Source organism: Microbacterium aureliae (assembly GCF_054780155.1).
Map to the genome: position 1 here is coordinate 585,225 of NZ_BAAGWW010000002.1, position 17,396 is coordinate 602,620.

General features: G+C 73.2%; 16 protein-coding genes. 8 read left to right on the forward strand and 8 right to left on the reverse strand.

Annotated features, from left to right (window positions below):
* Positions 1 to 75: 75 nt before the first annotated feature.
* Positions 76 to 810, forward strand: coding sequence for a FadR/GntR family transcriptional regulator (locus ACYVF4_RS08895; protein ID WP_460721835.1), 735 nt, complete (start codon positions 76 to 78; stop codon positions 808 to 810).
* 34 nt (positions 811 to 844) lie between these two features.
* Here ACYVF4_RS08895 and ACYVF4_RS08900 read toward each other — a convergent pair whose 3' ends face one another.
* Both ACYVF4_RS08900 and ACYVF4_RS08905 read right to left on the reverse strand, forming a co-directional pair.
* On the reverse strand, positions 845 to 2,188 hold the full coding sequence (locus tag ACYVF4_RS08900; protein ID WP_460721837.1) for an MFS transporter: 1,344 nt from the start codon (positions 2,186 to 2,188) through the stop codon (positions 845 to 847).
* Entirely contained in the window at positions 2,185 to 2,649 is a 465-nt protein-coding gene (locus tag ACYVF4_RS08905) for a MarR family winged helix-turn-helix transcriptional regulator (protein WP_460721839.1), read from the reverse strand. Before ACYVF4_RS08905 ends, ACYVF4_RS08900 begins: the two co-directional genes overlap by 4 nt.
* A 73-nt stretch (positions 2,650 to 2,722) precedes the next feature.
* Between ACYVF4_RS08905 and ACYVF4_RS08910 the strand changes: the two genes are divergently transcribed.
* Genes ACYVF4_RS08910 through ACYVF4_RS08925 form a run of 4 tightly spaced genes read left to right on the forward strand, consistent with a single transcriptional unit; the run spans position 2,723 to position 6,726 of the window.
* Positions 2,723 to 3,610, forward strand: coding sequence for an alpha/beta fold hydrolase (locus ACYVF4_RS08910; protein WP_460721841.1), 888 nt, complete (start codon positions 2,723 to 2,725; stop codon positions 3,608 to 3,610).
* Between the two features lie 9 nt (positions 3,611 to 3,619).
* Positions 3,620 to 4,669 (forward strand): lipoate--protein ligase family protein, encoded by a 1,050-nt coding sequence (locus tag ACYVF4_RS08915; protein WP_460721843.1) that lies wholly within the window; start codon positions 3,620 to 3,622, stop codon positions 4,667 to 4,669.
* Positions 4,648 to 5,688, forward strand: coding sequence for a DNA-methyltransferase (locus ACYVF4_RS08920; RefSeq protein WP_460721845.1), 1,041 nt, complete (start codon positions 4,648 to 4,650; stop codon positions 5,686 to 5,688). Before ACYVF4_RS08915 ends, ACYVF4_RS08920 begins: the two co-directional genes overlap by 22 nt.
* A 39-nt stretch (positions 5,689 to 5,727) precedes the next feature.
* Positions 5,728 to 6,726, forward strand: coding sequence for an LLM class F420-dependent oxidoreductase (locus ACYVF4_RS08925; protein WP_460721847.1), 999 nt, complete (start codon positions 5,728 to 5,730; stop codon positions 6,724 to 6,726).
* 25 nt (positions 6,727 to 6,751) lie between these two features.
* On the opposite strand, the gene ACYVF4_RS08930 is transcribed toward ACYVF4_RS08925, so the two are convergent.
* From ACYVF4_RS08930 to galT, 3 genes are all read right to left on the reverse strand, one after another.
* Positions 6,752 to 7,588: an alpha/beta fold hydrolase gene (locus ACYVF4_RS08930; RefSeq protein WP_460721849.1), complete on the reverse strand. Its 837-nt coding sequence runs from the start codon at positions 7,586 to 7,588 to the stop codon at positions 6,752 to 6,754.
* A gap of 136 nt (positions 7,589 to 7,724) precedes the next feature.
* Positions 7,725 to 8,900, reverse strand: a complete 1,176-nt coding sequence (gene galK, locus ACYVF4_RS08935) for a galactokinase (protein ID WP_460721851.1) — start codon at positions 8,898 to 8,900, stop codon at positions 7,725 to 7,727.
* Positions 8,897 to 10,114, reverse strand: a complete 1,218-nt coding sequence (gene galT, locus ACYVF4_RS08940; RefSeq protein WP_460723096.1) for a galactose-1-phosphate uridylyltransferase — start codon at positions 10,112 to 10,114, stop codon at positions 8,897 to 8,899. The genes galK and galT overlap by 4 nt, the downstream gene beginning before the upstream one ends.
* Positions 10,115 to 10,241: 127 nt before the next feature.
* Here galT and ACYVF4_RS08945 point away from each other — a divergent pair, with 127 nt between their 5' ends.
* The gene (locus tag ACYVF4_RS08945; protein WP_460721853.1) at positions 10,242 to 11,240 is read left to right on the forward strand and encodes a LacI family DNA-binding transcriptional regulator; all 999 of its coding nucleotides are present in this window, start codon (positions 10,242 to 10,244) and stop codon (positions 11,238 to 11,240) included.
* 14 nt (positions 11,241 to 11,254) lie between these two features.
* On the opposite strand, the gene galE is transcribed toward ACYVF4_RS08945, so the two are convergent.
* Complete coding sequence (gene galE, locus ACYVF4_RS08950; RefSeq protein ID WP_460721855.1) at positions 11,255 to 12,232, reverse strand: UDP-glucose 4-epimerase GalE; 978 nt, start codon at positions 12,230 to 12,232, stop codon at positions 11,255 to 11,257.
* Between the two features lie 78 nt (positions 12,233 to 12,310).
* Here galE and ACYVF4_RS08955 point away from each other — a divergent pair, with 78 nt between their 5' ends.
* On the forward strand, positions 12,311 to 13,441 hold the full coding sequence (locus tag ACYVF4_RS08955; RefSeq protein WP_460721857.1) for a glycerate kinase: 1,131 nt from the start codon (positions 12,311 to 12,313) through the stop codon (positions 13,439 to 13,441).
* Between the two features lie 73 nt (positions 13,442 to 13,514).
* Here the strand turns inward: ACYVF4_RS08955 and ACYVF4_RS08960 are convergent, their stop codons facing one another.
* Positions 13,515 to 14,096 carry a fasciclin domain-containing protein gene (locus tag ACYVF4_RS08960; protein WP_460721859.1) on the reverse strand — a complete coding sequence of 194 codons (582 nt, stop codon included), beginning with the start codon at positions 14,094 to 14,096 and terminating at the stop codon, positions 13,515 to 13,517.
* 148 nt (positions 14,097 to 14,244) lie between these two features.
* Here ACYVF4_RS08960 and ACYVF4_RS08965 point away from each other — a divergent pair, with 148 nt between their 5' ends.
* Positions 14,245 to 15,282 (forward strand): aldo/keto reductase, encoded by a 1,038-nt coding sequence (locus tag ACYVF4_RS08965; RefSeq protein WP_460721861.1) that lies wholly within the window; start codon positions 14,245 to 14,247, stop codon positions 15,280 to 15,282.
* 12 nt (positions 15,283 to 15,294) lie between these two features.
* Here ACYVF4_RS08965 and ACYVF4_RS08970 read toward each other — a convergent pair whose 3' ends face one another.
* A complete protein-coding gene (locus ACYVF4_RS08970; RefSeq protein ID WP_460721863.1) occupies positions 15,295 to 17,253 on the reverse strand; it encodes an MGH1-like glycoside hydrolase domain-containing protein in 1,959 nt (652 codons plus the stop codon).
* Positions 17,254 to 17,396 lie beyond the last annotated feature (143 nt).

Here is a 17,396-nt window from a genome sequence, read left to right on the forward strand (position 1 = left end):
GGTTGACCAATTGCAAGTGAACCGGTTGGGCGATCCGTCCGGTCGGCAAGCCGCGGCACGTGTAGCGTTGGGGGCATGCCCGCCTACGCCGACGACGCGGCGAAGATCGCCGCCTCGCTGGGGTCGCTCCCCGCGGGGACGCCCGTGTCGGAGGTCGCCCGGCGCCTCATGGACCTGTTCACCGGCGGGTCGATCGCCCCCGGCACCCGCCTGCCCCCCGAGCGGCAGCTCGCCGTCTCGCTCGGGGTCGGCCGGTCCGCGGTCCGCGAGGCGCTCGCCGCCCTCGAGATCATCGGCATCGTCGACGTCCGCCCGGGGTCGGGCACCTACCTGCGCGGCACGGCCAGCGACCTGCTGCCCCAGACCCTGCGGTGGGGACTGCTCATCGGCCGCAAGAGCACCGCTGAGCTGCTCGAACTGCGCTCGGGCCTCGAGATCTACGTCGCCCGCCTCGCCGCCGCGCGCGCGAGCGACCCCGACCGGCGCTCGCTCGGCGGCTCACTGGCGAGGATGCGCAGCGGCATCGACAACCTGCGGGCCTTCGCGCGCGCCGACCTGGACTTCCACAACGCCCTCGCCGCGGCGGCCGGCAACGACACCCTCGTCGACCTGCTGCACGTCGTGCGCTCGCTGCTGCAGGTCTACGCCGATCGCGCCGTCCACGACGAAGGCGCCGCGCGGGTCGCCGTCGCGGAGCACGAAGCCGTCTTCGAGGCCATCGAGGCAGGCGACCCGGATGCCGCGGCCTCGGCCATGGCGGCGCATATGGCCACGGCATCCGCCCGTCTCGCCACCGAAGCCGCGGACTGACCGCCGCCGCCGGGGCGTGACGGCGCCGCCGAGATCACGAGGCGCGGGCGGTCCCCGATGCCGGAGCCTGGCGCAGCGGCGTGGTCTGGGCGAGCTGGTCGCTGAACTCCTCGGGCGGGATGACGGCGAGTGGCCGCGTCTCGTCGAGGGTCAGGCGGAACCGCCTGCGCTCGTGGCGGTGGAGCCGGCCCGAGAGGACGAGCCACGTCGCGCCCACGGCGAAGGCCACGAGCGCCGCCGCGGCGCCGAGCAGGATCGCCACGCGCGGGCCGAACGCGTCGGCGACCCATCCGACGATGGGGGCGCCGATGGGTGTGCCGCCCATGAGGATCGCCATGTACAGCGCGAGGACGCGGCCGCGCAGCGCCGGGTCGGTCGTGGTCTGGACGTACCCGTTCGCGGTGGTCAGCATCGTCACCACCGCGAAGCCGGTGAACATCAGCGTCGCGGCATATGCCCAGTACGACGGCATGAAGGCCGACACCGTAGCGGCGGCGGCGAACAGCAGGGTGCCGCCGACCACGACGCGCAGCCGTGCCCGGTCGCGGCGCGCGGCCATCAGCGCGCCGGCGAGCGACCCGACCGCGAGGATCGAGCTCAGCAGCCCGAATCCGTCGGCCTCCTGCCCGAACTCCAGCGCCATGGTCGAGGCGAAGATCGGGAAGTTCATGCCGAACGCGCCGAGCAGGAACACCATCGCGAAGATCACGATCAGGTCGGGCCGCCGCGCGACGTAGCGGAATCCGTCGGCGAGGCGCGCGGACCCCGGCGCCTTGACGCGCGGGATGAGCTCGTGGGGGCGGATCAGCACGAGCGCGGCCAGCATCGCCAGGAACGTCACCGCGTTGAGCATGAACACCCAGCCGGTGCCGACGGCGACGATGACGATGCCGCCGACGGCCGGACCGATCATGCGGGCGCCGTTGAAGGATGCCGCGTTGAGCGCGACCGCGTTCGAGGCGAACTCGCGCGCCACCAGGTCGGACACGAACGCCTGCCGGGCGGGGTTGTCGAACGCGGCGACGACGCCGAGGGCGAGCGCGAAGGCGTACATGATCGGCAGCGTCATGACGCCGGCGAAGATCAGCGCGCCGATGGCGACGCCCAGCAGCAGCAGCAGGCCCTGGGTGACCAGCAGCATCCGGCGCCGGTCGAAACGGTCCGCGAACCAGCCGGTGACGCCCACGAGCAGCAGCGGCGGCGCGAACTGCAGCGCCATCGTCACGCCCATCGCGGCGGCGTCGTTGTCGGTGAGCTCGGTCAGCACCACCCAGCTGATCGCCGTCGCCTGCATCCAGGCGCCGATGTTGGACACCAGCGCGCCGATGAACCACACGCGGTAGTTGAAGGCCGAGAACGACCGGAACATGGCGCTCATTTCGCCACCGCCCGCTGCAGGATGTCGGCGGCCGCGGAAAGCGTCACGCGCTCGTCCTCGGTGAGCGAGGCCAGCAGTCCCTCCACCCACGCGTCGCGGCGGCGCACGGTCTCTTCGACGACCCCGAGCCCCTCGGGCGTCAGGTCGATGTTGACCTTGCGCCGGTCGTTCTCGTCGGGGGTGCGCGAGACGTAGCCGGATTCCTCGAGGCAGTTCACGGTGCGGTTCATCGACGGCGCGGTCACCCGCTCGCGCTCGGCGAGCTCGCCCAGGGTGTGGGGGCCGTTGAGCCGGATCGCCGCGAGCACCGCGAACTGCCCGTCGCTCATGCCGTCGACCGCGCGCTCGGCCCGCAGGCGCCGGGCGAACCGGAAGACGGCCATGCGCAGCGCGGACGCGTCGGGGGCGAGGTGGGCGTGGTCGTCCGCCACGGCGGCGGGGGAGCGGGAGTCGTCGTTCATGCGATTGTTTAGCATAGCTCATTAGTCATGCTAAAGAAGGCGGATGCCGCGCCCGCCCGCCTAGACTCGGGGCATGCCCGAGTTCAGCGACGCGCACGGCATCCCCATCGTCTACGACGTGCATCCTGCCACCGGCCCGCGCCGCGGCGTCGTCCAGTTCGCGCACGGCTACGGCGAGCACGCCGGACGCTACGGCGCCCTGTTCGAGGCGCTCACCGCCCACGGCTACTCCGTGTACGCCGACGATCACCGGGGGCACGGCCGCACCGGCATCCGCCAGCACGAGGATCCTGTCAAGCTCGGCCGCCTCGGCCCCGGCGGCGTCACGGCCGCCGTCGACGCCCTCGACCAGTTCGGCGAGATCGTCCGCGCGGCCGAGCCCGACCTGCCCTTCATCCTCATCGGGCACTCATGGGGGTCGTTCATGGCGCAGATGCTGGTCAACCGGCATCCGCACCGGTACGACGCCGTCGTGCTGTCCGGCACGGTGCTGCGTCAGCTGGGGTCGGGCAACCTGGGCGACCTGAACGCCCGGTTCGCCGGGCCCGGCGCCACCGGGATGGAGTGGCTCAGCCGCGACCCCGGCGTCGTGCGCGACTTCATCGACGACCCGCTGTGCACCACCGTGCCGATGGGCCGGAACTTCGGCCTGCTGCAGCAGCTGCGGATGCTGGGGCTGCCCAGCCGCGAGCTGCCCGACGACCTGCCGCTACTGCTCATGGTCGGCCGCGACGACCCCGTCGGCGGACCCGTCAGCGTGCACCGCCTCGCCGAGGCGTACCGCTCGCGGGCGGGCCTGAACGACGTGACGGTGCTGGTGTACCCCGAGGACCGTCACGAGATCTTCAACGAGCCGGACCAGGCCGACGTCCGCGCCGACCTGCTGGCGTGGCTCGACCAGCGTGTGCCGCGAGCGGCGCCCGAAGCGAGCGAGCAGGGCGAACCCACCCGCGCCGAATAGGCTGAAACCATGCACGGCGAGTACAAGGTGCCCGGGGGGAAGCTGGTCGTCGTCGACCTCGAGGAGCGGGACGGGCGCATCGCCGACTTCCAGCTCGCGGGGGACTTCTTCCTCGAGCCCGACAGCGCCCTCGAGGACATCGACCGCGCCGTCAACGGCCTGGCCGTCGAATCCGACGTCGCCGCGATCGCCGCCGCCATCCGCGCCGAGCTGCCCGACGGCGCGCAGCTGCTGGGCTTCACGCCCGAGGCGGTCGGCACGGCCGTCCGGCGGGCTCTCATCACGGCCCCGGGCTGGCGGGACTTCGACTGGGAGATCGTGCACGAGCCCCCGGTGTCGCCCCGCATGAACCTCGCACTCGACGAGGTGCTGACCGGCCGCGTCGGCGACGGACGCCGGCGCCCCACGCTGCGCATGTGGGAGTGGGACCAGTCCGCCGTCGTCATCGGCTCCTTCCAGTCGTACCGCAACGAGGTCGACCCCGAAGGCGCGGCCCGGCACGGCTTCGACGTCGTGCGACGCATCTCGGGCGGCGGCGCGATGATGATGGGCGCGAACTCGATCGTCACCTACTCGCTGTACGTGCCGGCATCCCTCGTGTCGGGGATGACGTTCGTCGACTCGTACGCCTTCCTCGATGACTGGGTGCTGCAGGCGCTGCGCTCGGTCGGGGTGGACGCGGTGTACCAGCCGCTCAACGACATCGCCTCTCCGCAGGGCAAGATCGGCGGTGCCGCGCAGAAGCGCCTCGCCAACGGCGGAGTGCTGCACCACGCGACCCTGAGCTACGACATGGACGGCCAGACGATGACCGAGGTGCTGCGGATCGGCCGCGAGAAGCTGAGCGACAAGGGCACCGTGTCGGCTGCCAAGCGCGTGGATCCGCTGCGGCGGCAGACCGGGCTCTCGCGCGCGGACCTCATCGCCCGCTTCACCGAGACCTTCGCGCACCTGTACGGCGCCGTCCCCGGCACCATCACCGCCGACGAGTACGCCGAGGCGGAGCGGCTGGTCGAGTCCAAGTTCGCGACCGAGGCGTGGCTGCACCGCGTCCCGTGAGCGGGGACTCCGGGGTCGGCGGGGTCGCGGACGGCGACGTCGAGATCCACTACGGCGACAACCTCGAAGTCGTGCGGCGGTTCGCCGACGCCTCGTTCACCCTCATCTACCTCGACCCGCCGTTCAACACCGGCCGCCCGCAGAGCAAGGCGCTCGAAACGGCGCGCTCGCCGTTCAGGACTCCACGGGATCGGGGCGCCGAGGGCGCTGCGGCCGCTGCCGCGGGCGCAGACGCACCGGATCCGTGGAGTTCTGAACCGGCGGCCCCCGCCACCCCTGCCCCGGACCCCGCCACCCCTGCCCCGGACTCCGCCACCCCCACCCCCCACACCCGCGCCGGGGTCGTCCGCCGCGGCTTCCACGGCCGGGAGTACGAGCGGCTGCGCGGCGACCTGCGCGCCTACGACGACCGGTTCGACGACTACTGGGGCTTCCTCGAGCCGCGGCTGGTCGAGGCGTGGCGGCTGCTCGCCGCCGACGGCACCCTCTACGTCCACCTCGACTACCGAGAGGCCCACTACGCCAAAGTCCTGATGGACGCCCTCTTCGGTCGCGACCGCTTCCTCAACGAGCTCATCTGGGCCTACGACTACGGCGCCAAGACCCGCAAGCGGTGGCCGACGAAGCACGACACGATCCTGGTCTACGTCAAGGATCCGGCATCCTATTTCTTCGATTCCGACGCCGTCGACCGGGAGCCCTACATGGCTCCGGGCCTGGTCACGCCCGAGAAAGCCGCGCGCGGCAAGCTCCCCACCGACGTGTGGTGGCACACCATCGTCCCGACGACGGGGCGCGAGAAGACCGGGTACCCGACGCAGAAGCCCGAGGGCGTGCTGCGCCGCATCGTGCAGGCGTCGAGCCGCCCGGGCGACCGCGTGCTGGACTTCTTCGCCGGCAGTGGCACGACCGGCGCGGTCGCCTCGGCGCTCGGGCGCCGCGCGGTGCTCGTGGACTCCAATCCCGACGCGATCGCCGTCATGACCACACGGATGCCCCATGCCCGCGTCGTGAATTGACTGTGCCTCCGGGCGCCCACCTCTCCTAGGCTGAAGCCCATGCGTTTCGGAACCTTCATCCCCCAGGGCTGGCGTCACGACCTCGTCGGAATCGATCCCGCGGACCACTGGCGCGTGATGGCCACTCTCGCGCAGCAGGCCGACCACGGCCCGTGGGAGTCGCTGTGGGTGTACGACCACTTCCACACCGTGCCGGTCCCGAGCGACGAGGCCACGCACGAGGCCTGGACGCTCATGGCTGCCTTCGCGGCCGCGACCGACCGAGTCCGCCTCGGCCAGATGTGCACGTGCATGGGCTACCGCAACCCCGCCTACCTGGCGAAGGTCGCCGCGACGTGCGACATCATCTCGGGCGGCCGGGTCGAGATGGGCATCGGCGGTGGCTGGTACGAGCACGAGTGGCGCGCGTACGGCTACGGCTTCCCGCGCATCGGCGAGCGGCTCGGGATGCTGCGCGAAGGCGTCGACATCATGCGACAGGCGTGGCGCACCGGGCGTGCCACCCTCGACGGCGAGCACTACCAGGTCGACGGCGCGATCGTGCAGCCGCGGCCGCTGCAGGACGACGGCATCCCGCTGTGGATCGCCGGAGGCGGCGAGAAGGTCACGCTGCGCATCGCGGCGGAGTACGCCGACTACGTCAACTGGTCCTCGGACCCCGAGACCTTCACCCACAAGCGCGAGATCTTCGAGGGGCACTGCGCCGACGTCGGCCGCGACCCGGGCGAGGTGGTGCGCAGCACGAACTTCAACGTGGTCGTCGGCGAGACCGACGGCGAGGTGCAGGAGCGCCTGGACCGGATCCAGGACCGCGTGGAGCCGTTCCTCGGCGCCAAGACCGAGCAGTACATGCACGACTACCGTTCGGGGGCGGCGCTCGTCGGCACCGTCGAGCAGGTGTGCGAGCGGCTGGACGCCATGCGCGCCCGCGGCATGGACTACGCCATCGCCTACTTCCCCGAGCACGCCTACGACCGCTCGGGGGTCGACCTGTTCGAGCGGGACGTCATCCCCGCGCTGAGGACGCCCGGCGCCTGACCTCGGCGCGCGCCCGCCCTGCCGGTCAGGCGCGCAGGAAGGCCAGCAGCGCCTCGTTGACCTCGTCGGCGTGCGTGAGCAGCATGCCGTGCGGCGCGCCTTCGATCTCGACGTAGGTCGCGTCGGGCAGCAGCTCCTTGAACCGGTGCGCGGTCGCCTCGATCGGCAGGATGTTGTCGGCCGTGCCGTGGACGATGAGGGCCGGCACGTCGATCGCCGGGATGTCCTGGCGGAAGTCGGTCGGCCAGGTCAGCGGCGCGGCGGCGATGGCGGTGTTCCCGGCGTGATTCGCGGTCTGGATGCTGGCATCCAGCGCCTGCTGCGAGATCCGCGATCCGAGATTGTCGTCCAGGTTGTAGAAGTTCCCGAAGAACTCGGCGACGAACCCGTAGCGGTCCTGACGCACCTGCTGGGCGATGCCGTCGAAGAAGTCCTGGGGGCCGGCGCCGTCGGGGTTGTCCTCGGTGATCAGCAGGTACGGCTCGAGCGAGCCGAGGAAGGCGGCCTTGGCCACCCGGCTGCTGCCGTAGCGGCTGAGGTAGCGGGCGATCTCGCCGGTGCCCATCGAGAAGCCCACCAGGATGGCATCCTTCAGATCCAGGTCCTCCATGAGGGCGTGCAGGTCCGCGGCGAACGTGTCGTAGTCGTACCCGCTGCCGGCCTTGCTGGACGCGCCGAAGCCCCGGCGGTCGTACGCGATCACCCGGAACCCGGCATCCAGCAGGGCCGCCTGCTGACGCCCCCACGACTCCCCGTTCAGCGGGAACCCGTGGATCAGCACCACGGGCTGCCCCGCGCCCTGGTCGGTGTAGTAGAGCTCGATGTCGGCGGAGTTCTCGGTCCCCACGGTGATGTAGGCCACGGCGTCTTCCTTCCGGCCGGGCGTCGGCTGCCCGGTCCCGCTACGACGCTAGGCCGCGCGGGCGGGCCGGGCCAGGGCTTGCGCTGACCGCCGCCGTCTGCCATCGGGCCGCCGCCCCCCAAGCGAACCAGAGGGGTCAGTCGCGACCGGCGCCGGCGGACGGGCGGACGGTGAACTGGGTGGGCGCGGCGAAGCCGGCGGCCGCGAAGGCCGAGGCGACGGCATCCGTCACGTGCGCGACCCGGTCGCCCGCGACCAGCGCGATCGCCGCCCCGCCGAAGCCGCCGCCGGTCATGCGCGCGCCGACGGCGCCGGCCGCCAGGGCCGCCTCGACCGCGGTGTCGAGCTCGGGGACCGAGATCTCGAAGTCGTCGCGCATCGACGCGTGCGATGCCACGAGCAGGCCGCCGATCGCGGCGGCGCCCGATTCCCCGAGCACCCGCACCGTGTCGAGCACCCGCTGGTTCTCGGTCACCACGTGGCGCACGCGGCGGAAGGTCACGTCGTCGAGCACCTGCTCCGCGCGCGCCAGATCGCCGGGGGCGAGGTCTCGCAGCGACGGCACGCCCATGGCCGCGGCGCCGCGCTCGCACGCCGCGCGGCGCTCGCCGTACCCGCCGGTGGCGTGGGAGTGCTTGACGCCGGTGTCGATGACGAGCAACTCCAGCCCGGCGGCGGCGAAGCCCAGGTCGACGACCTGCGCCTCGAGCGAGCGGCAGTCGAGGAAGATCGCCGCGTCGGCCCGGCCGAGGTTGGACGCCATCTGGTCCATGATCCCCGTCGGGGCGCCGACCGCGTCGTTCTCGGCGGTGCGGCCCACACGGGCGCGCGCGACGGCGTCGAGCCCGAGTCCCCACAGCTCGTCCAGCGCCGCCGCGGTCGCCCCTTCGATCGCGGCCGAGGACGAAAGGCCGGCGCCCACGGGGACGTCGGAGGCGAACGCCAGGTCCAATCCGGTGACGGATGCCGCGTCCCGCCCGGCCTGGCTGAGCGCCGCCCACGCGACACCCAGGGGGTACCGCGCCCACTCCGGCACGTCGTCGCGCTGGGCGGGGAAGACGACCTCGAGGTCGGCGATCGGCACCTCGACGGGCACGGGGTCGAAGGTCGACACCACCCGCAGCACGCCGTCGGAGCGGGTGCCCGCGGCCACGTGCGTGCGGTGCTGGATCGCGAAGGGCAGCACGAAGCCGTCGTTGTAGTCGGTGTGCTCGCCGATGAGGTTGACGCGGCCGGGAGCCGACCACGTCCCCTGCGGCTCGGCGCCGGTGAGGTCGGCGAACAGGGCGCGGGCGGCGGCGATGGTCGTCATTCGGTCACCTCGGGGATGGACGCGACGGCCTCGCGCAGGCGCGCGGCGGACGTCTCGGGCGGGATGTCGCCGATCCACGCGCCCATGGCGGCTTCGGATCCGGCGAGGAACTTGAGCTTGTCGGCGGCGCGGCGCGGGCTGGTCAGCTGCAGGTGCAGGCGGGCGGAGTCCCGTCCACGCCGGACCGGCGCCTGGTGCCACGCCGCGATGTACGGCGTGGGGCTGTCGTACAGGGCGTCGACCCCGCGCAGCAGACGCAGATACAGCGGCGCGAGCTCGTCGCGTTCGGCATCCGTCGTCTCGGTGAGATCGGCCACGTGCCGGTGCGGGAGCACGTGGACCTCGAGCGGCCAGCGCGCGGCGAAGGGCACGAACGCGGTCCAGTGCTCGCCCGCGAGGATCACCCGCTCGGACGCCCGCTCGAAGTCGAGGATGCGCGCGAACAGGTCGGCGCCCTCGCGCTCGATCGAGCGGAGCAGCCCCTGCGTGCGCGGCGTGATGAACGGGTAGGCGTAGATCTGGCCGTGGGGGTGGGGGAGGGTCACCCCGATCGCCTCGCCGCGGTTCTCGAACGGGAAGACCTGCTCGACTCCCGGCAGCGCCGAGAGGGCGGCGGTGCGGTCGGCCCACGCTTCGATGACGGTGCGGGCCCGGGTGCGCGACTGCGTGCCGAAGGACCCGGCGTGCTCGGGGCTGAAGCACACGACCTCGCACCGCCCGACGCTCGTGCGCGTGCGGCCGAGGCCGGGAGCGTCCAGATCGTCGAGGCCTCGCGGGGCGTCATCAGCGGCCGGATGCCGGTCTCCGACGACCTCGCGAAGGGCGGGGCCGAAGGACGGGGACTTGTTCTCGAACACGGCGACGTCGTAATCCGAGGGGATCTCGGAAGGGTTCGTCGCGGTCTGCGGGGACAGCGGGTCCAGGTGCGCCGGCGGCAGGAACGCGCGGTTCTGGCGGGCCGCGGCGACCGAGACCCAGTCGCCGGTGAGCACGTCGCGGCGCATGGTCGCCGTCGCGGGGCGGGCGTCCAGGGTGCGGGCGTCGATGCGGCGCTGGGCGGGCAGCGTCGTGCCGGGGTCGTCGTAGTAGATCAGCTCGCGCCCGTCGGCGAGCAGCGTCGCGCGCTTGATGACGCCGCCCGTCAGGATCTCGGCGGTCTGGGGGGCGGTCTGCGGGGCGGTGGCGGCGGGGCCGGCCGTTTCGAACTCCTGCATGTTCACGTCAACACGGTAGCGCGGGGGGCATGGTAACGTCAACATCAGATTTCGCGTGGAGTTCTGAACGAGGCGCGACGGCGAGGAGCGGCGGCGGCGGACACCGGGCTGCGGAGAGGGAGAGCGGATGACGCAGCGGCGGGTGGCGATGGCGGACGTGGCCGCGCGCGCGGGGGTCTCGGGCCAGACCGTGTCGCGCGTGGTGAACGGCAGCCCGCGCGTGGATCCCGCCACCCGCGCCCGCGTCGAGGCTGCCATGGCCGAGCTCGGCTACCGCCCGCACCGGGCGGCGCGCGCCTTGCGCACCGGGCGCTCCCAGACGATCGGGCTGGTGGTGTCGACCCTCGCCACGGTCGGCAACTTCCGTATGCTGCAGGCCGTCGCCGACGCCGCGACCGCACGCGGCTACGCCGTCACGGTCGTCACGGCCGGCGGCTCGGCATCCCTCGACGAGGCCTTCGAGCGGCTGCGCGAGCAGGGGGCGGATGGGGCGATCGTCCTGAACGAGGCCTCCGCGCTCGCCGCCGATGCGGAGCCCCCCGCCGGGCTGCGCCTCGTCGTCGTCGACGCCGAACCGCGCGGCCGCCTCGCCATCGTGCAGGCCGACCACGCCGCCGGAGCCGCCATCGCCACCCGTCATCTGCTCGGACTCGGGCACCGCAGCGTCGTGCACCTGGCCGGGCCGTCGTCGTCGTTCGCGGCCGCCGAGCGCGAGCGGGGCTGGCGCGCCGCGCTCGCCGCGGCCGGCGCGCCGGCATCCGAGCCGCTCCGCGGCGACTGGTCGTCGGAGTCGGGCTACGACGCCGGACGCCGTGTGCCCGCCGACGCGACGGCGGTCTTCGCGGCCAACGACCAGATGGCGCTGGGCCTGCTTCGTGCGCTGGCGGATGCCGGCCGGCGCGTCCCCGAGGACGTCAGCGTCGTCGGGTTCGACGACATCGCCGATGCCGGCCAGTTCCGTCCGCCGCTGACGACGGTGCGGCAGGACTTCGATGTGCTCGGGGAGCACGCGGTGGCCGCGCTGGTGCGCGGCATCGAGTCCGAGGCGCCGGCCGGCGCCCCGGGCGTGGACACCGTGCCGACGTCGCTGGTCGTGCGTGCGAGCACGGCCCCGCCCGCGCCGTAGACGCGCCCCCGGCCTCAGCCTGCGGCGCGCCGCGCCTCCCAGCCCGAGGCGACCATCTCGTCGACGGTGTAGCGGTTCGCCCAGTCCAGGTCCCGCGCGGCGAGCTCGCCGGTGGCGACGATCCGGTCGGGGTCTCCGGCCCGGCGCGGCCCGATCTCGGGGGTGAAGTCGATGCCGGTGACCCGTGCCATCGCGTCCATGATCTCGCGGACGGACAGCCCGTTCTGCGAGCCCAGGTTGTACGCGGCCTCGACGCCCTGCCCGGCGGTCAGGCGCTGCGCGGCGACGACGTGGGCGGCGGCGATGTCGGCGACGTGGACGTAGTCGCGGACGTTCGTGCCGTCGGGGGTGTCGTAGTCGTCGCCGTTGATGCGCGGCGTGCGGCCGGCCAGCAGCGCCTCGAACACGAGCGGGAACAGGTTGTGGGGGCTGGTGTCGTACACCGACGGGTCGCCCGAGCCGACGACGTTGAAGTACCGCAGCGACGTGTGGCGAAGCGGCGCGTCCGAGTCGGCGGTGGCGACCGCCTGGTCGCGGATCAGCCACTCGCCGATCAGCTTGGACTCGCCGTACGGCGAGGCGGGACGCTTGGGCAGGTCCTCGGTGACCAGCGGCACGTCGGGCGTGCCGTACACCGCGGCGCTGGACGAGAACACGATGTTCGCCACCCCGGCGGCGGCCATGGCCTCGAGCACGACGCGCGTGCCCTCGACGTTCTGCGCGTAGGTGTGCAGCGGCCGCTGCACCGAGACCCCCGCGTACTTGTAGCCGGCGACGTGGATGACTCCCACGACGTCGTGGTCGCGCAGCGTCCGCTCGACGAGGTCGCGGTCGAGGATCGATCCCCGCACGAGCGGGACGCCCTCGGGTACGAAGCCGTCGTGGCCGCTCGAGAGGTCGTCGAGGACGACGGGCGGCAGGCCCGCGGCAGCGAGCGCGCGGACGACGTGGGCGCCGATGTAGCCGGCGCCTCCGGTGACGAGCCAGGACATGGGTCTCCTCGGGGGTGGGGGTCGGCATCCATTGTGCCGGTTCCCCGGTGCGCGGTGGATGTCGACCAAGATGAGGGGATGCCGCGCACCGTCGTCCTCGCGCCCGACAGCTTCAAGGGCACGATCGGCGCGGCCGCCGCCGCGCGCGCCCTCGCCGACGGCTGGCGCACGGTGGACCCGGCCGCCCGCCTGCTCCTGCTCCCCATGGCAGACGGCGGCGAGGGGACCCTCGACGCCTTCGCGGCGGCGATCCCGGCGGCGCGGCGGATGCCGGTGACGGTGACGGGCCCCGAGGGGACGCCGGTCGCGGCGTCCTGGCTCCTGCTGCCGGCGTCCCCCGGTGCGCCGGGCGGCACCGGCGTGGTCGAGCTGGCCTCCACGAGCGGCATCGAGCTGCTCGGCGAGCCGCCGCTCCCGCGGCCCTGGGACGCCGACACCCGTGGATTCGGCCAGGCGATCGCCGCGGCGCTCGCGCACGGCGTGGACCGGCTGGTCGTCGGCATCGGTTCGAGCGCCTCGACGGATGCCGGCATCGGGATGCTGCGCGCGCTCGGCGCCCGCGTCACCGACGCCGCCGGGGACGACGTGGCCTCGGGCGCGCGGGGTCTCGCCGATGTCGCCGCCGTCGACCTGGGCGGGCTGGCGCCCCTTCCCGCGGGCGGGGTCGACGTCCTCACCGACGTGACGAACCCGCTCCTCGGCCCGCGCGGGGCGGCGGCCGTGTTCGGGCCGCAGAAGGGCCTGCTGCCCGACGAGATCGACGCTGTCGACACGGCACTGGGACGCGCCGCGGCGCTGATGCCGGCCGACCCGTCCGCCCCGGGCGCCGGTGCGGCCGGCGGCGCAGGATTCGGGCTCCTCGCGTGGGGCGCGCGGCTGCTCCCCGGTGCGGACGCCGTCGCCGACCTCGTCGGGCTGGCCGGCGCCGTCGCCGGCGCGGCGGTGGTGGTGACGGGCGAGGGATCCTTCGACGGTCAGTCCGCAGCCGGCAAGGCCCCCGCCCACGTCGCGGCGCTCGCGGCCCGATCCGGCGTGCCGGTCGCCCTCGTGGCGGGTCGTATCGCGGCGGATGCCGACACGTCGGCGTTCACGGCATCCGTCTCGCTCACCGAGATCGCGGGATCCGCGGACGCCGCGGTCGCGGACGCGGCGCGTTGGCTGCGAGAGGCCGGGGAACGGCTGGCCCGCACCGTCGCCCGAGACGTCTGACAGAGGCGTCTGAGACGGCCCCGCGAGGCGGACGGGTCCTTGCACGCACCCGCCCGCGCCGCGGCGAGGCCGATCAGCTCCCGGGGACGAGGACCCGGTCGATGGTGTGGATGACGCCGTTCGAGGCGAAGATGTTCGAGGCCTTGACCACGATCTTCGGGTCGGCGAGCGCGGGGGTCTCGTCCCGCAGATTGACGCCCCGCACGGTGACGGTGCCGCCGTTGGCCATCGTCACGGCGCCCGCGCGCACGGCGCCGGGGAACGTGACCTCGCCGGCGACGGCGTGGTACAGCAGGATGTTCCCGACCTCTGCGGGCGTGTACGCGGTGGCGATCGTCGCGAGAGCGTCTGCCTCGCTCGCGGGCGCGGTGCCGGTGAGATCGGTGACCAGGCGCAGGAACGCCGCGTCGGTGGGAGCGAAGACCGTGAGGGATGCCGACGGGTCGTCGAGGGCGCCGTCGAGGCCGGCGTAGAGGACCGCCTGAACGAGCAGGTCGTAGTCGTTCGGGTTCGTGTCGGGCGCACCGCCCCCCGATGCGGCGATCGCGATGTCGACGATCGAGTCGTGGTCGTCGGCGGACGCCGGCGCGGCGCCGAGGGCGAGGGCGGCCACCGCGGCGGCGGCGGTGGCGACGGCGAGTCGGGACTTCTTCATCGGGGACTCCTTCGTTCGGTCGACGTCGACGGATGCCGACACAGTGTGTTCCGTCCGAAGCCCCGATTCGGATGCAGCCGTGGTCGCCCGATCCTGCGCGCGTCGTGCGCGGCAGTAACGTAGAGGCGTTTCGACTCGAAGGAGCGCCATGCCCATCTCGGCCGACGATCATCGCATCGACAGCACGTACTCCGCCGCTCCCGGGCGCTACGACGACGTCACCTACCGGCGTGCGGGGCGCAGCGGCATCCCCCTGCCGGTCATCTCACTGGGACTGTGGCAGAACTTCGGCCGCAACAGGCCGGCCGACCGTCAGCGCGAGATCGTCACGCACGCCTTCGACCGCGGCATCACGCAGTTCGACCTGGCCAACAACTACGGCCCGCCCTACGGCGAGGCCGAGCGCAGCTTCGGCGCCATCCTCACCCGCGATCTCGCCCCGTACCGCGAGGAGCTGTTCATCGCCTCGAAGGCCGGCTTCGACATGTGGCCGGGCCCGTACGGCGACGGCGGCTCGCGCAAGTACCTCGTCCGCTCGCTCGAGCAGAGCCTGAAGCGACTGGGGACCGACTACGTCGACGTCTTCTACTCCCACCGCTTCGACCCGGACACCCCCGTCGAAGAGACCCTGCAGGCGCTGGTCGACATCGTCCGCAGCGGCAAGGCGCTCTACGCCGGGATCTCGAACTACCCCGCCGACGTCACCGCCCAGGCGGTCGACTTCCTGGCCGCGCAGAACGTGCGGCTGCTGCTCCACCAGCCGCGCTACTCGCTGTTCTCGCGCGAGCCCGAGGGCGGCGTGTTCGACACCCTCCTCAAGCGCGGCGTGGGCAGCGCCGTCTACTCCCCGCTGGCGCAGGGCCTGCTGACCGACAAGTACCTGTCGGGGGACGTCCCCGAGGGCTCGCGCGCCGCCGACAGCTGGTACCTCGACGGCTCGGCCATCACCGACGACTACCTCGCCCGCATCCGCGGCATCAAGCGGATCGCCGACGAGGTGGGGCTGCCGGTGGCCGGTCTCGCGGTCGCATGGGTGCTGCGCCACCCGGCCGTCACCACCGCCATCATCGGCGCGTCCCGTCCCGGTCAGATCGACGAGGCCATCGCCGCCAGCCAGGTCACCCTCGAGGACGCCGTGCTCGACGCCCTCGAGGAATTCGCCGCCGCGCCGGGCGCGGGGCTCTGATCCGGATGCCGGCTACCGGCCGGCGGTGAGCCCCGTCACCGAGACCTGCTCGAACCCCGGCATGGGGTCCGCGGTCGCGCCCGCCGGCCGCAGCCCCGTCGCCGAGGCGAGGATGTCCACGGCGGCCGCCGCCGACCACGCCTGCGGGCGGCAGGCGGCGGGGTAGGGGACCGGCACCACCGAGTCGGCCGACGAGTCCCCGGAGTGCAGCTCCGGCATCCGGTAGTCGAACGCCGCCGCCGCACGCAGCAGGCCCTCCACGAGCGAGGCCGCCGCGGCGCCTCGTCCTTCGCGCACCATGCCGCGGATGACGATGGCGGTATCGTGCGTCCACACCGAGCCGCCGTGGTAGCTGAGCGGCCAGTAGCGGGCCGAGTCCGTCGACATCGTCCGCAGGCCGTAGCCGCTGTCCATCGCCGGGTCGGTCAGCCGCGCGACGATCCGGTCCACCTGCTCGTCGTCGAGCAGGCCCGATCCGAGCAGGTGCCCGATGTTCGAGGTGACGGTGTCGACGCGGCGCTTGCTGCCGTCCAGGGCGATGGCGGGGTAGGCGCCGCCGTCGTCCTCGATCCAGAACGCCTCGTGGAAGCGGCGGCGCAGGGCCTCGGCCCAGGCACGCCATTCCTGGACCTCGGCGGCCTCGCCGTCGAAGGCCTCGAGCACCCGCGCGCCGGCGAGCGCCGCCTCGTACGCGTAGCCCTGCACCTCGGCCAGGGCAACTGGGCCCTCTGCCAGGTTGCCGTCGCGCCACTGGATGGAGTCGCCGGAGTCCTTCCAGCCCTGGTTGGCCAGCCCCGTCCCGGCGCGGTCGATGTACTCCAGCAGGCCGTCGCCGTCGGCGTCGCCGTGGTCGCGCATCCACGCCAGGGCGCCGCGCAGATTCGGCAGCAGCGCGCGGACGTCGTCGCCGCCCATGCCCCACTCCCACGCGTCGTGCAGCAGCAGGATCCACAGGGGCGTGGCATCCACCGTGCCGTAGTACAGCGGCGGCAGCTCCGAGCCGTCCTCGTCGAGCGCCACCCCCGCCCGGCGCAGCTCGTGCATGATCTTGCCCGGCTCCTGAGCGGTCAGGTCGTCCATCCGGGACCCCTGCAGCGAGGCGAGGATCCGCAGCGTGTCCCGCGCAAGGTCGGTGCCTAGCGGCAGCAGGAAGCGCGCCGTCCACAGCGAGTCCCGACCGAAGAGGGTGAAGAACCACGGGGCGCCCGCGGCGATGAACTGCTCGGTGCCGCCGCGCGCGCTCATGCGCAGCGCGTCCAGGTCGCCGAGCGCCCGCGACACCCAGCGGGCGAGGCGGTCGTCGGGTCCGGTGACCACCGGGACGCTCCACGGCGCCTCGCCGCGCGCGGGCTCGACCACGGGTGCGGCGTCGGTGACCTCCAGTCGCCAGCCGAGCTCGATCGCGCCGTCGGCGGGCACGGTCACCTCGGCCCGCAGCACCACTGCGCCGTCGGCGATCCCGAGCATGAATCCCTGGGTCACGAGTGAGACGTCGAGGTCGGGGCCCGCCCACGACGCCCCGGCCTCGGTGGCGTGGGGCTCGGCGGGCACCGCGGCGCGGCCGAGCTTGACGACGTCCATGGGGGTGCTGTCGGGCTCGAGGCGCACCTCGACGGTCGTCGACAGCTCGACCGGGCGCCGGTTGTCCAGGACCAGCCGTTCCGACCAGCCGCCGCCGTCGACGTCGCGGTGCACGATCAGCCGCACCCCTGGATCCGGAGTGGCGTCGTCGAGATCGCGCAGCAGGTGGTCGAAGCGCGCCCGATCGGCGCGCACGATGCCCGTCGCGATGTGCTCGGGCGTGCTCCCGCCGACCCGGACCGACACCTCGCGCACCAGCCGGCAGTCGCCGGCGTACACGCCGTCGATCGCGGCGGCGCCGAGGGAGCCGCTGCGGCTCGACCAGACCTGGACGGGGGCGCGCAGCACGACGACCGCGTCGTGCAGGAGGGGCTGAAGCGGGGTGCTCACAAGTGGTGCCTTCCGGGGTTCCGCGGATCTGCGTCTTGACAGCCGCGTGGACTTGTGGGCACTATTACCCCAGATTTGATCGATCAAATCAAGATCCTCCCCAGGATCCGAAGACATCCCGTCGCCGCCGACGGGGCACGAGG